Source organism: Flavobacterium sp. LC2016-01, from assembly GCF_009711135.1.
In the GTDB taxonomy this organism is placed as follows: domain Bacteria; phylum Bacteroidota; class Bacteroidia; order Flavobacteriales; family Flavobacteriaceae; genus Flavobacterium.
On the sequence record NZ_WMIC01000001.1, the window covers coordinates 961,333 to 974,009 of the forward strand.

Sequence of the window (12,677 nt, forward strand, 5' to 3'; positions counted from 1 at the left end):
TATAAGCTTAAAAAAAAACACAGACCTACAAGGTTTTGAAAACCTTGCAGGAAATAAAATAGGAATCATGAAAAAGATAAAAATAATTAGCGCTTTTACAATGCTGTTTTTGTTAACTGGAAACACCATTTTCAGTCAAAGCAACCAAGATAAAAAAGGTTTTGCACTTTTAGAATTGTACACTTCTGAAGGATGCTCGAGCTGTCCTCCGGCAGATGAACTGATGGGAAAAATCCAAAAAGAATATAAAGAAGATAATGTGTACGTTTTGTCTTATCATGTTGATTATTGGGATAAACAAGGCTGGAAAGATATTTTCAGCAGTGCTTCAAACACCAAAAGACAATACGATTATGCAAAATTCTTAGGAAAAGAGCCAATCTATACGCCACAGCTTATTATCAATGGAAAAATAGATTATATCGGTTCGCAGGAAACGGCTGTTCAAAATGGAATACGCACGGCGCTTTCAAAACCTGTAAATGCCGAAATTACTTTAGAAGCCAGTATAGAAGAGAATAAATTGAATGTGAATTACAGCTTAAGCAAAGTTCCAAAAAACAATCGCTTATTTATCGCTGTGGTTCAAAAATCGGGAAAAATAAATGTGAAAAGAGGGGAGAATGCCAATCGTGTTTTGTCGCATTTTCAAATTGTCCGAAGCCTGAATAGTTTTGCTTTGACCGAAAATTCAAAAGGAACTGCTTCTTTGGCTTTGCCAAAAGATTTTAATACAAAAGATTTTGAAGTAATCGGGTTTGTACAAGACATGAATTCTGGAATTATTTTAACTGCTGAGCGAGCAGTTTTTGCCCAAAATTTATTGTAAAATAGAGGAGAAGCAAAATGACTTCTGGTTCAGATCTGTTTTATTTTTTAAGAAGAGAATTGAATTTTTCTGCTTAATTTAAAACCTGCGTTTTTTAGGGCAATTTGCCTCAAAAACAGCAGGTTTTTAGTTCTGACGAAATGTCAGTCGGTATATTTGTGTTGTGTTTAAAATATTGAAAACCAGTTTTTTTAATTATTTTACATAAAGTTAAAGATTAGTATTGTTGTTTCTTGAAATTGAAATGAAGTTTAATTTTAAATTCTTTGTTTTCATCATAAAAACCCCGTTATTTTATCGCTATCTTTGACAAAGTATATCGAACTTGAAACCCAATCCCGAGGCTTCGGGACTACAATTTGAAACAAAAAAATATATGGAAAAAGTAAAACGCTTTCAGGTTTCCCGCCGCGTTATTTGGGGAAGTTCTGCAGCACTTGCAATTCTTGCTTCGATACCAAAATTATTTGACATGGCTTCAACGCCTGGCGATATCGTAATCAATTCTTCGATTACGCTTTTGTTTTCTCTATTTATTTGGTATTACAACATTTACAGTCTGCCGAAATTTTCAGCCCATCACATGGCTAAAAGCTTATTTAACTGGAAGTTATTGCTGAGTGTTGTAATGGGAATTTTGCTGATGGTGATTTTGGTAGTGGCACATCAGGAACTTTTTCAGGTTTCTAAAATGGACGCACCAATTATGTTTGAACTGCGCGGTATTTTGATTAATTTGATTGTGTATATGTTTTTGCATCTGCTTTTTCAGAATTATCAAACACAGCAGCTAGGAGTAGAACTCGAGCGCAGTAAAGCCTTAAATTTAGGTGCGCAATACGAACTTTTGAAACAACAGGTCAATCCGCATTTTTTATTTAACAGTCTGAATACGCTAAAATCGATGGTTGATATTCAGGACCCAAATAGCTCAGATTTTATTTTAAAACTATCTGATTTTTACCGATTTACACTAGAGAGCCGAAAGCTTGACTTGATATCCCTGAAAGAAGAAATTCAGATTCTGGATTCGTATGTTTATTTGCTGAAAGCCCGTTTTGAAGATGGATTTGAGGTACTGAATGAAATTGATCCAAAACAATACGATTGTGCTATTCCTCCGTTTTCATTGCAGCTTTTGATTGAAAACTGCATTAAACACAATGTGGTTTCTTTAGATAAACCATTGCGAATTAAATTATATACCGAAGATGATTTTTTGGTTATTGAGAACCCAATTCAGCTGAAACGCGGTGCTTTGTCAACTGGCGTTGGTCTGGATAATATTAATCAGCGTTTTATGCATTTGGTTCACAAGGAAATCGAAATTGATAAAAACGACACTATTTTTAAAGTCAAAATACCGCTTATTTATGAATATCATAATAATTGAAGATGAAGTAAAAACGGCCAAAGCACTTGGTCAGCTTATTTTGAGCATCAGGCCTGATGCTCAAATTTTGTCGTATATACAAAGCATAGACGGAGCAGTAAGCTATCTTTTAGAAAATGATCAGCCCGATCTTATTTTTATGGATATTCAGCTTGCGGATGGACTTTGCTTCGAGATTTTTAAGAATGTTGAGGTTTTGTCTCCTGTGATATTCTGTACTGCTTTTGATGATTACGCGATTGAAGCTTTTAAATCAAACGGAATTGATTATGTTTTAAAGCCGTTTTCAAGGGACAGTATTTCGCAGGCAATCAAAAAAGCAGGCGAGCTGAAGAATTTCTTCCAAAGAAATAAAAAGATGATGCCTGATTTTGATTATCTCTTGACAAGAACGGGCGAAAACACTGGCAAAAGCAGTTTTTTGGTTTTTAAAAACAATAAATACCAAACGATTCAAACCGAGAATATTGCGTTTTTCTATATCAAAAATGAAACGCCTACGATTATGACTTTTGATAAAACCGAATATCAGATTACGCAGTCGCTAGATGAGGTTCATAAGTTATTGTCGCCAATCCAGTTTTTTAGAATGAACAGACAATATCTGGTGAATTTTTCAGCAATAAGAGAAGCGGAACATTATTTTTCGCGTAAGCTGCTTATAAAATTAACAATCCCTACAGAAGAAAAATTATTAGTTGGAAAAGAAAAAGCTACAGCATTCCTAAGCTGGCTTGAAAACAGATAAAAAAGTAAATTAAAATCCACTGTTTATAATTCGAATGGAAAAATAAACAGTGGAAATCAGTCTAATTCGCCCCATCAGAGGGCTTTTTTTATTTATTGTAAGATCGTTTTTGTTGCTTTTACTATTTTTCCAGTCGTTGTGTTTTGTATAAAACCAATTATTTCCCATTCGGTTTCATTGAAATTAGAAGGTTTTTCAATTGTTATACTGCCTTCAGTTTTATTGATAGGAAAGCTTTTGAGTTCTCTCACAATCTGAACGTGATGCAAAGTAGTACCGCTGTTTTCTCCACGTTCTACTTTTGAAATTCCTTGTTTTTGAATTACAGCAATAAACAAACTCGAGTCTTTCTGAATGTCATCTGTTTTAAAATCTATGTTTAAAGAAGATTTGGCAATGTTGGCTGTAAGTTTCAAATTTCCTGATTGTTTTGTTTGTAAGACATCAGAAACTTTTTCTGAAAGTCCCATTTCATTATATCCGGCAAATTCTAACGTTCCGTTCATGATAAACTGAGGCGTATATATAACAAACAAATTCAGCCAATCCTGGTATTTTTGCTGGCGTTTGGTAAACTCATTCGAGCTGAATTGATCTTTCCATCCCAAACGGTCCCAGTAATCCACGTGATAAGCGAGCACATAGATGTTTTTGTCTTTGGCTTGTTCCTCTAATTTTACCAATAAAGCATCGGCAGGAGGACAGCTGGAGCATCCTTCAGAAGTAAAAAGTTCGACAACCGCAAAACTATTGCTGCTGGTGGTTTCTAGTTTGGTTTTTTCTGTTTTGAAAGCTCCGGTAAATTCATCTTCACTATCCGGAAACATAAAACAATTTAGAAAAAAGAGGCCTGAAAGTGCGATGACTCCCGTTATTAAAAGAATGTTTTTCATGATTTTTTATTTTAAATAGAATTGAAGTTCTGTTATTACATCAAAGGTAATTTCGGAATACCTGATAAGTAAGCGAAAAACCGTCAACTGTCCAGAATAGATGCTGAAGATTCCAATCTTTGAGGTTAAAAAAAGTTTCAAGTTTCAGGTTTCAGGTTTCAAGTTGATTCACTTTGTCATTTTGTACGTACCAAAACCTGAAACCTGAAACCTGAAACAAAAAAAACAAAACTGAACGTTACAACTATCAAACTTGAACTTTGCAACAATGTTGCTTACAAGCCTTATGCTGAACTTTGCTTCATAAATAATATACTTATGAAAACAATTTTTATTACAGGAACTTCAAGCGGTTTAGGAAAAGCTGCGGTTCATTTGTTTCACAGCAAAGGCTGGAATGTTATTGCAACAATACGCAATATTGACAAAGCAAATTTTGAAGGTTTAGAACGGGTAACAATTTTACCGCTCGATATTACAGAACCAGAGCAAGTTAAAGACACCGTAAGCAAAGCCATTTCGTTAGGAAAGATTGATGTCGTTTTGAATAACGCGGCTTACGGCGCAATCGGCCCGCTGGAAAGTGTGAGCGAAGATGTTCTATTGAAGCAGATTAATACCAACTTGCTTGGTGCGATTCGTGTGACACAAGCTTTTGTTCCGCATTTTAGAGAAAAACGCAGTGGTCTTTTTATTAATATTACTTCTATTGCTGGGTTAATTACTTTTCCGCTTGACAGTTTGTATCATGCCGTAAAATGGGGACTGCATGGCTGGAGCGAGGGAATGAGTTATGAATTGGCGCATTTCGGAATTGGAATTAAAACGGTTGCACCAGGTTTTATCAGAACAGAATTTGGATCAAACATGGTTATAACCTCCTCAGAACCTTACCAAGAATTGATGGACAGTTATTTGGCAGCTGTAAACAGCATGATGGACCCTACAAGCAGTGGTTCAACGGCAGAAGAAATTGCACAAGTAGTTTACGAAGCCGCAACAGATGAAAAAGATCAAATACATTACACCGCCGGAGCAGATTCAAAGCAAATGTCAGACAGACGCTTAGAAGTAGGTGCAGAGGCGTCGAGAAGAGAAATGGCAACGCTGTTTCTGGGATGATGTATTTTTTACATTAGTTTTAAGTTTAACCGCAAAGCACGCAAAGTTTTTTTTGTGTTTTAGGTCGCAAAGATCGCAAAGCTAGGTAGATAAAAAACTTTGCGTACTTTGCGTAAATCTTAGCGCACTTTGCGGTTAAATTTTTTACTTCCATTTCAACTTGAAACCTGAAACAAAGAAAACCTGAAACAAAAAAGCCATGTCTGCCACAACAAACCCTAAAATTCCACAAATAGTCTATTCGGCGACTTCAAAAAGAGCAACGGAAGGCGAAATATTGATTAAACAACATGTGTTTGATTATATCATTTCAGGAACTTCTGAGGTTTATTTTGGAGGAAAATCATATTCGTTTCAAGCTGGCGATTTTCGTTTTGCGGTGCGAAATCGTCTCAGTAAATTTATTAAACTGCCACCCGATGGTGGAGAATACAAATCGGTTTCGATTTGTCTCGATACCGCAACTTTATTTGAGATGAAAAATGATTTTCCTGCAGATAAAACAGTTTTGCATCAACATGAAAATGTCTTTTTGCTCAAGCCAAATAAACATTTTAATAATTACATTGATTCGCTTTTGCCTTATTTAGAAAATAAAAATACGATCAGCGAAAGCCTGATTAAAATCAAGATAAAAGAAGCAATTTTGATTTTTCTGGAAGCAAATCCACAGTTGAAAAATATACTTTTTGATTTTAGCGAACCAGGCAAAATTGATTTGGAAGCTTACATGAATGAACATTATCAATACAACGGAAGTCTGGAAGAATTCGCTTATTTAACCGGAAGAAGCTTGTCGACTTTCAAACGTGATTTCGAAAAAATTTTCAGTACAACGCCTAATAAATGGCTGTTGAAAAAACGACTCGAAGAAGCTTATTATCTGCTTGAAAAAAAGAAAATGAGAGCGACTGATGTTTATGTCGATGTCGGGTTTAAAGACTATTCTCATTTCTCGATTTCATTCAAAAAACGGTTTGGCGTAGCGCCTTCTTTAATCTAAAAAAGCTTGAATTATAAATTAAATTATAATTCAAGCTTTTGTGTAAATAAAAACTATTAATTTAAAGTAATACTGGTAGTTATATTTATTTGATTTAAAAAATAAGTATCATGCGAAACCACAATTAAAGTTCCCTGATATTCGTTTATTGCAGCGGTTAAGATTTCGATATTTTGGATATCAAGATTGTTTGTCGGCTCATCTAAAATGATTAAATCGGGGGCTTGATTTGTGATTGTCAAACCGCAGAGCATTAAGCGCATTCTTTCTCCACCGCTTAAAAACTGGCAAGGTTTATCCCAATCTGATTTAGTAAAAAGAAATCGGTTTAATCTCATTTTAATATCATGTTCTTCAAAACCCGAATTGTTATACTGCTGTGCCTGCTCGTAAACGGTCAATGTATTATTGATGAGCGAATAATCCTGATCAATGTAAACGCTTTCACAGTCGGCGATTTTCAGCGTTCCTGATTTTGGCATTATTTCGCCTAAAATCAGTTTGATCAGCGTTGTTTTTCCTGAGCCGTTATTTCCTTTCAAAGCGATTCTATCGCCAGAAAGCATCTGGAAATTCAAATTGGTTTCCCAAATAGCTTCATCATTATAGCTGTAATTCAGTGATTCGGCTGTAATTATTATTTTGCCTTTGTGAAGACGCGAATTGTCAAGTCCAAATTTCATTTTGTCAATACTTGAAACTCCTTCACGCAACTCGCGCAATTCCTGAGATATACCGCCAATTTTTTCGGCATGAACGCTTTTGGTTTTCGATGTGCTGTTTTCGGCCTTATTCTTTAACGTATTCAGCATAATTCGGGCAACTCCAGCTTTTTCTTGTTTCTTTTTTCCTTTTGCATCCAGTTTTTGCTGTCTTTCGACGGTTTCTCGCTGTTTTTCTTTGGCTTTTTGGAGCGCTTTTTCTTTGGAATGGATATCCTGAGCTAATGCATTTTTTTCGATGTTCTTCTGCTCCAGATAAAAATCATAATTACCGCCGTAGGTTTTGATTCCGTTTGACTTTAATTCACAGGTTGTATCGAGTAAATTCAGCAGTTTTCGGTCGTGACTTACCAGTAACATTGTACTTGTGGAAGCTTTTATGAATTGGTATAATAAATTTCTTCCTTCAACATCAAGATGATTGCTGGGTTCGTCAAGCAATATAAGTTTGGGCTGATGAATGGCAATTCCGGCAAGAAATACTTTGGTTTTCTGACCTCCGCTCAAAGATTCCATTTTCTGATTTAAATCAAAATCATTTAATTTCCAATAGTTTAAAGCTTCATTACAGCGTTCTTCAATTGTCCAGTCGTCGTTGAGCAGGTTTAAATTGGTTTCGCTTACATTTCCTTCGAGGATTTCATGAAAAGCAGCAAGTTTTTGATCGATTTGTAAAGCCTCGGCAATAGTCAAATGATTGTATTGTCCGAAGATTTGCGGAATATAATACGGTTCGGCCTCAATTTCGATTGTGCCGCTTGACGGAAATAATTCTTTTGCAATAATTTTAAGCAAAGTTGATTTTCCAGCACCATTATGGCCTGTTAAGGCAATTTTATGGCCTGTGTTTACTGTTAAACTGATCGCGTTGAACAGCAGTTCTTTATTAGAATGTGTATATGAAATGTTTTGCAGAATGATCATAATCTCTTTCTTAAGCATTAATAAATCAGCAACACCAAAGTCTGGCTTGCTGTCTCTATATCTGAAAGAAATTATTTATTCACATTTATGGAAGTGGTTTATTTGAAAGTGCAAATATAAGAAATGTTTTAAAAGTAAAACAAATCAAAAGCGCCTGAGATAAAGTTCTCTAGGCGCTTTCGTTCTTATTTTAATGAAAAGCTTTAAAATTAGCTCACAAATGCATTTCTGCTATAGTTTGCTGCGTATAATTCTCTAAACATCGCATAGGTTATGCTGACCATTGCAAAAGCAATAATGGCATCGATTGTGGAAGGAAAACCTAATACAGCTAATTTTGAAAAGAAAGCAAAAATGATATCAAAGAATAATCCGGCAAAAACCCATTCTTTCAATCGTAATAATTTGTTCGGAATCAATAATGTGATTACTCCAGCAATTTTGATTACGCCAAGAATGTAAATGAAATGCGGAGGATAACCCAATTGCTGTGTAATTTCCCAAACTAATTTGTTGGTTGTTAATTCAAAAAATCCGCTGGCACCAAACCATAATGAAGTTAAAATGATTCCAGTCCAGTAAATAATTTTAGTCGTTTTTGTGTTCATGATTTTAAATTTTAAGTTGTTAAACAGGACAAAATTGCGTCAGAACCAACAGAAAACATAGTGGCATTTTAGTGAAATGGACATTTTAAACTTTGAATTAGACATTATGAGGCTTTAAGTTTTTAGTTAAAGCATTTCGTTAGTTGTAATCTCGATTTTGTAACTTTGAGAATTACTTTTTTGAATCAGTTTATATTTTCAATTTTAAGAATGGAAGCCAAAGAACTTTTACAGCAGCATATTGCCAAAACTGCCCTATTAACAGAAGAAGAGTTTGATTACTTTTATTCTCATTTCAAGCCATTTTCTTTCAAAAAAGGCCAAACGATTATCACTGCGGGAGATAAAGTAAACTGCGAATATTTTGTGATTTCGGGCTGTTTGAAAGCTTTTTTTATTAATGATGAAATCAAAATGTATATACTGCAGTTTGCAATGCCAACTTGGTGGGCATCAGATTATGCCGCTTTATACAATAAAACGGAAGCGACCATAAACGTTGATTGCATCACGGATGCCGAAGTGCTTTGTCTGTCAAATGAAGACCGCGAGAAACTTTGCAAAGAGTTTCATCAAGTAGAGCATTTTTTCCGCTGGAGAACTAACAAAGGTTATATTGCTTCTCAAAAAAGGCTTTTATCCTTTATGAATAATAATGTGAAAATACGTTATGAAGAGCTTTTGGCTCTATATCCGCAATTATATAATCTTGTTCCAAAACATTTAATTGCTGCTTATTTAGGTGTTTCAAGAGAAACGTTGAGCAGGCTTTATAATTCTTAGGGTTTTATGCCACAGATTGTAAAGATCGAATGGGATTTTTTCACGCAGATTCCGCAGATTTGAGCAGATTTTTTTTAATATAATCTAATATAGCCCGTGGTTTCAACCACGGGGATTTAGATTGCAGCAATGCATTGTGTTCCAAACATTGCGTCCAAGCGGTTGAAACCGCTGGCTATGTTTTGGTTTGATTTAATTTAATATCTACAGATTTAGGCACATTTTTTATTAACCTATAATCAAATATAGCCTGTGGTTTCAACCACAGGGATTTTAATTATAATAATGAATTACGTCACAAAAATTGCGTCCCAGCGGTTGAAACCGCAGGCTATGTTTTAATTCCAGTTATATAAAAACCTTAGCATCTTAGCACCTTAGCACCTCAAAAAAAAAGAATGTGACCTACATCACGTAACCCATTTCCATAGTCGCCGTTCCTTTGTACTGTAGTTTTAAACACACTTAAATACAATCACAATGGAAACAACAAATTTTAAAATCGTAAGCTCAAATAGCAACGTAGAATGGACTGGAAGAAAAGTAACCGGTGCGCATAATGGTACAATTGGTATCAAAGAAGGTAATTTCATCGTACAGGATGGAAAAGTAAAAGGAGGGAAAGTTGTAATTGATACAGCTTCTATCAAAATTCTGGATGTAACAGATCCGGCAACCAACACACAATTCGGAGGTCATCTTGCTTCAGATGATTTTTTCTCAATCGAAAAATTTCCTACTTCAACTTTTGATGTTCTTTCAGTGAAAGAAGTATCAGACAATGTTTTTCACCTTGAAGGAAATCTTACTATAAAAGATATTACACACGTTGTTGGTTTTGATGCAACAGTAGAAAACAATCGAAATGCAATTGCACTTAAAGGTAAAATGGTTATTGACCGTACTAAATACGATATCAAATTCCGCTCAGGAAACTTTTTTGTCGATTTAGGCGATACATTAATCTACAACGACTTTGAGCTTGATTTTAATATCACTGCCGAAGCCATTTTTTCAGAACAATCTAAAAACTAAAGCCATGCCTTACGTAAAAATCGAATTGACCCGCGAAGGAGTAACCCGCGAGCAAAAACAAGAATTAATCAGTGGTATTACCAACTTGATTACAGAAGTATTAAACAAAGATCCGCATTTAACTCATATCGTGATTCAGGAAATAGATTTAGACGATTGGGGCTACGCAGGAGAACAAGTATCAGTATTAAGAGAAAAAGGCATAACAGCCGATAAAAAATAAATATCATGAAAAAACAAACTATAATCGTTACCGGAGCAGCTTCTGGTATTGGAAAAGGAATCGCCAAATATTTTTTGGACAGAGGTGATAATGTTGTCATCAATTCAGTAACACCAGCGTCACTAGAAAGCGCTTTTAATGAATTTGGCGGAGGCGATAATTTAGCCATGTATGCTGGAGATATCAGCAACAAAGAAACAGGTGAGCAATTAGTAAAAATTGCACTCGAAAAATTCGGTTCAGTAGATGTTTTGGTTAATAATGCCGGAATATTTGACAGCAAACCTTTCTTAGAAGTTGACGAAGCTTATTTAGACAAGTTTTTGACAACCAATTTAAAAGGAACTTATTTTACTACACAAGCGGTAGTTCCTCAAATGCTGAAACAAAAAGATGGTGTTGTAATTAATATCGGAACACCATTAGTAAATCATGGATTAGGCGGATGGCCTGCTTCTGCGCCAGTTTCAAGCAAAGGGGCGATTCATGCTTTGACTATTCAATTAGCCGCAGAATTCGGTAAACAAAACATTCGTTTCAATACTGTTGCACCAGGTGTTATCAGAACTCCAATGCACGGCGATAAAGCCGATCAGAACGCTGGTTTACATTTGTTAAACAGAGTAGGAGAGATTGATGATGTTGCCGAAATGGTTTACACCGTTGCCAAAAGCACTTTTATTACCGGTTCCATTATCAATGTTGACGGAGGTAAAGCGGCTGGACATAACTTAAACTAAGATGAAAACTATTTTATTAACTGCTTTTATGTTCTGGTCATTCCAGAGCATAAAAGCACAAAATACAATTAAAATGGAAAATCAAGCTGAAATTGCCGCCATTACAGACGCAGTTGAAAACTATTATTTTAAAGGAATTTATGAAGGCGATGCCCTGTTTTTAGGAAGCATTTTTTATCCCGGAAGTTTTGTGTTTGGTGATGTAAAAGGACAGCCTTATTTTAAAACCGCAGATCTTTATTTGGATGGCGTAAAAAACAGACAAAGTCCAAAAGATTCAGGAAAACCTTTTAAAGGCGAAATCTTGAGCATAAAAGTCGTAAATTCAATCGCAGTTGCAGAGGTTACTGTAAAAATGTACGATTTTAATTATCGGGATTTTTTATCTTTCCATAAGATTAATGGAAAGTGGCTCATTGTCAATAAAATGCTGACTGATGTAAGTGAATAATTTTAAATTTTAAAGTGATGTGGTACAATACAAAAGCTTCAGAGTTGTTAGGAATTCAATATCCAATACTGCAAGGGCCATTTGGCGGAAATCTGTCATCGCCTGAACTTGTTGCAACGGTTTCAAATGCAGGTGGATTGGGAGGATATGGTGCATATACGCTGAGTCCGCAGGAAATTTTTGAGGCAGACAAGCAAATAAAAGCTTTAACGGATAAACCTTATAATTTAAATCTTTGGGTTTCCGATTCAGATATGAATCCAGAAGGTATTACAGATGCACAATATAACAAGGCAAAAGAATTGTTCAAACCTTACTTTGACGAAGTAGGAATTCCATTGCCTGAAAAACCGGCATCGTTTCAATCCCGATTCGAAAATCAGCTGGAAGTTGTTTTAGATATTCGCCCAAAAGTATTCAGTTTTATGTTTGGCGTTCCGTCTCAAGATGTTTTAGAACAATTCCGAAGATTGGGAATTGTAACCGTTGGAGCAGCTACAACTTTAGACGAAGCTGTATTTTTAGAAAATGCCGGAGTAGACATGATTATTGCTTCAGGTTTTGAAGCCGGCGGACACCGACCTTCTTTTTTGGCTTCAGCCGAATCCTCTTTAACCGGAACTTTTGTTTTATTGCAGTTAATCAGAGAAAAAGTAAAAATTCCTGTTATTGCAGCAGGAGGAATTGCAAACGGAAAAGGAATTGCTGCAGCATTAGCTTTAGGAGCAAGTGCAGCACAATTAGGAACGGCATTTTTAGTGACCGAAGAATCAAACGCACTGCCAATACACAGAGAAATGCTTTTTTCGGATGCTTCAAAATACACCACATTATCACGAGCTTACACCGGAAGATTAGGACGTGGCATAACCAGCAGAATCGCAAAAGAAATTATGGGCAAGGAAATGGACATATTGCCATTCCCATTACAGACTACTTTTATGTCGCCTTTGCGAAAAGCGGCGCTGGATCAACAAAAATGGGATATGATATTGTTTTGGGGCGGACAGATTTCACCTATTTTAAAACATAGAAAAGCTGGAGAATTGATGCATTCTTTGATTGAAGAAACTGCAGCTTATTTTGATGGATTGAAATTGTAACCCTAAATTCTGAAGTAAAACGAGTATTTCACTTCTCTGAAGCTTTAGATTTTGGTTTAATTAATCAGCTATAAATATTGCGCCCTTTCAGGGCTGTGTA

General features: G+C 35.5%; 14 protein-coding genes. 11 read left to right on the forward strand and 3 right to left on the reverse strand.

Annotation, left to right across the window (positions count from 1 at the left end):
• The first annotated feature begins 67 nt into the window (after positions 1 to 67).
• From GKZ88_RS04270 to GKZ88_RS04280, 3 genes are all read left to right on the forward strand, one after another.
• Positions 68 to 829, forward strand: a complete 762-nt coding sequence (locus GKZ88_RS04270) for a DUF1223 domain-containing protein (RefSeq protein WP_155101149.1) — start codon at positions 68 to 70, stop codon at positions 827 to 829.
• Between the two features lie 376 nt (positions 830 to 1,205).
• On the forward strand, positions 1,206 to 2,222 hold the full coding sequence (locus GKZ88_RS04275; protein WP_155101150.1) for a histidine kinase: 1,017 nt from the start codon (positions 1,206 to 1,208) through the stop codon (positions 2,220 to 2,222).
• On the forward strand, positions 2,203 to 2,970 hold the full coding sequence (locus tag GKZ88_RS04280) for a LytTR family DNA-binding domain-containing protein (protein ID WP_155101151.1): 768 nt from the start codon (positions 2,203 to 2,205) through the stop codon (positions 2,968 to 2,970). Before GKZ88_RS04275 ends, GKZ88_RS04280 begins: the two co-directional genes overlap by 20 nt.
• A 92-nt stretch (positions 2,971 to 3,062) precedes the next feature.
• Here GKZ88_RS04280 and GKZ88_RS04285 read toward each other — a convergent pair whose 3' ends face one another.
• A complete protein-coding gene (locus GKZ88_RS04285; RefSeq protein ID WP_155101152.1) occupies positions 3,063 to 3,863 on the reverse strand; it encodes a DUF1223 domain-containing protein in 801 nt (266 codons plus the stop codon).
• Positions 3,864 to 4,181: 318 nt separating this feature from the next.
• On the opposite strand from GKZ88_RS04285, the gene GKZ88_RS04290 reads away from it, so the two are divergent.
• Together GKZ88_RS04290 and GKZ88_RS04295 are read left to right on the forward strand one after the other, a co-directional pair.
• The gene (locus tag GKZ88_RS04290; protein WP_155101153.1) at positions 4,182 to 4,985 is read left to right on the forward strand and encodes an SDR family oxidoreductase; all 804 of its coding nucleotides are present in this window, start codon (positions 4,182 to 4,184) and stop codon (positions 4,983 to 4,985) included.
• 199 nt (positions 4,986 to 5,184) lie between these two features.
• Positions 5,185 to 5,988 (forward strand): AraC family transcriptional regulator, encoded by an 804-nt coding sequence (locus GKZ88_RS04295; RefSeq protein WP_155101154.1) that lies wholly within the window; start codon positions 5,185 to 5,187, stop codon positions 5,986 to 5,988.
• 56 nt (positions 5,989 to 6,044) lie between these two features.
• Here GKZ88_RS04295 and abc-f read toward each other — a convergent pair whose 3' ends face one another.
• Entirely contained in the window at positions 6,045 to 7,634 is a 1,590-nt protein-coding gene (abc-f, locus tag GKZ88_RS04300) for a ribosomal protection-like ABC-F family protein (RefSeq protein WP_155101155.1), read from the reverse strand.
• 209 nt (positions 7,635 to 7,843) lie between these two features.
• Entirely contained in the window at positions 7,844 to 8,242 is a 399-nt protein-coding gene (locus GKZ88_RS04305; RefSeq protein ID WP_155101156.1) for a DoxX family protein, read from the reverse strand.
• Between the two features lie 210 nt (positions 8,243 to 8,452).
• Between GKZ88_RS04305 and GKZ88_RS04310 the strand changes: the two genes are divergently transcribed.
• From GKZ88_RS04310 to GKZ88_RS04335, 6 genes are all read left to right on the forward strand, one after another.
• Positions 8,453 to 9,025 (forward strand): Crp/Fnr family transcriptional regulator, encoded by a 573-nt coding sequence (locus tag GKZ88_RS04310; RefSeq protein WP_155101157.1) that lies wholly within the window; start codon positions 8,453 to 8,455, stop codon positions 9,023 to 9,025.
• 480 nt (positions 9,026 to 9,505) lie between these two features.
• Positions 9,506 to 10,060 (forward strand): YceI family protein, encoded by a 555-nt coding sequence (locus tag GKZ88_RS04315; protein WP_155101158.1) that lies wholly within the window; start codon positions 9,506 to 9,508, stop codon positions 10,058 to 10,060.
• A gap of 4 nt (positions 10,061 to 10,064) precedes the next feature.
• Positions 10,065 to 10,283: a 4-oxalocrotonate tautomerase family protein gene (locus GKZ88_RS04320; protein WP_029269944.1), complete on the forward strand. Its 219-nt coding sequence runs from the start codon at positions 10,065 to 10,067 to the stop codon at positions 10,281 to 10,283.
• A 5-nt stretch (positions 10,284 to 10,288) separates the two neighbouring features.
• Positions 10,289 to 11,023 carry an SDR family oxidoreductase gene (locus GKZ88_RS04325; protein ID WP_155101159.1) on the forward strand — a complete coding sequence of 245 codons (735 nt, stop codon included), beginning with the start codon at positions 10,289 to 10,291 and terminating at the stop codon, positions 11,021 to 11,023.
• 1 nt (position 11,024) lies between these two features.
• Positions 11,025 to 11,474: a nuclear transport factor 2 family protein gene (locus GKZ88_RS04330; RefSeq protein ID WP_155101160.1), complete on the forward strand. Its 450-nt coding sequence runs from the start codon at positions 11,025 to 11,027 to the stop codon at positions 11,472 to 11,474.
• 17 nt (positions 11,475 to 11,491) lie between these two features.
• Positions 11,492 to 12,577: a nitronate monooxygenase gene (locus tag GKZ88_RS04335; protein ID WP_155101161.1), complete on the forward strand. Its 1,086-nt coding sequence runs from the start codon at positions 11,492 to 11,494 to the stop codon at positions 12,575 to 12,577.
• Positions 12,578 to 12,677: the final 100 nt, after the last annotated feature.